The organism is Winogradskyella sp. SM1960 (genome assembly GCF_020179375.1).
GTDB classification, from domain to species: domain Bacteria; phylum Bacteroidota; class Bacteroidia; order Flavobacteriales; family Flavobacteriaceae; genus Winogradskyella; species Winogradskyella marina.
This window is the reverse complement of sequence record NZ_JAICBG010000047.1, coordinates 1-711: the sequence shown is the minus strand read 5'-3', so window position 1 is coordinate 711 and position 711 is coordinate 1. Positions and strand designations below refer to the sequence as shown.

The following is a 711-nucleotide window of genomic DNA, read 5'->3' as shown; positions in this document are numbered from 1 at the left end:
ACAAACACGTTGCCAGTAATTTAAGAAACCACGTATGATTTACGGAATTTTAATAATAATCATAATAATTGTGCCGATAGGAATTGCATATTATTATGACTATAAAAAAGACCCGAAAGAATTTACTTTATCAATTCAAACTTTGGGAAAAGGAATCTTTAAAGGACTAGTTTACGTTGGATTTCTAATTGGCTTGAACGCAATCTACGAATTAGTAATTCCTATTAATAAAAACCACGGAGTTGAATTCAATTCAGAACGTGAAAAATTCGGAATACCAAAAATTGGAGACAATTGGGAAAACCGAAAATATAATTCTGACCAATTTGAAATACAATGGTGGAATAATAAACCGACAGAAAGTCATTTTAAAAAAGTAATTGAATACGGAATTCTAGATGTAGAATCTGAAACCGATTATTATAAAAACGAGAATAGAAAAGGAACATTTGCGTGGTCAAAATATGATTTCGAAAACAATACGTTTGATTATTTTATGGAAAAACCAAATGATAAAACTTTTTCCTTGACTGATACTGGAAGATTTAAATTTAACAAACCAACAATAATTGAGAAAGTAGAAAAAGAAGAATTTAATAAATATATATCTGAATAAAAACTACTGGCAACACCGTGTATAATTAATTGCTTTTTTAGGCTTACTTGCGAATATTCCTGCGGAATATTCACAGGTTCGTAAAAGTTTGCTAA

At 29.1% G+C, this 711-nt stretch carries 1 protein-coding gene; it reads left to right on the top strand.

All coding sequences use genetic code 11. From position 1 onward, the window contains the following. Nucleotides 1–34 precede the first annotated feature (34 nt). Nucleotides 35–616 carry a hypothetical protein gene (locus K1X16_RS17915; protein WP_225037436.1) on the top strand — a complete coding sequence of 194 codons (582 nt, stop codon included), beginning with the start codon at nt 35–37 and terminating at the stop codon, nt 614–616. The last annotated feature ends 95 nt before the right edge of the window (nt 617–711 follow it).

Excerpts from the sequence above, each read along its gene's own strand:
- K1X16_RS17915 (WP_225037436.1), top strand. The coding sequence starts at position 35 with ATGATTTACGGAATTTTAATAATAATCATAATAATTGTGCCGATAGGA.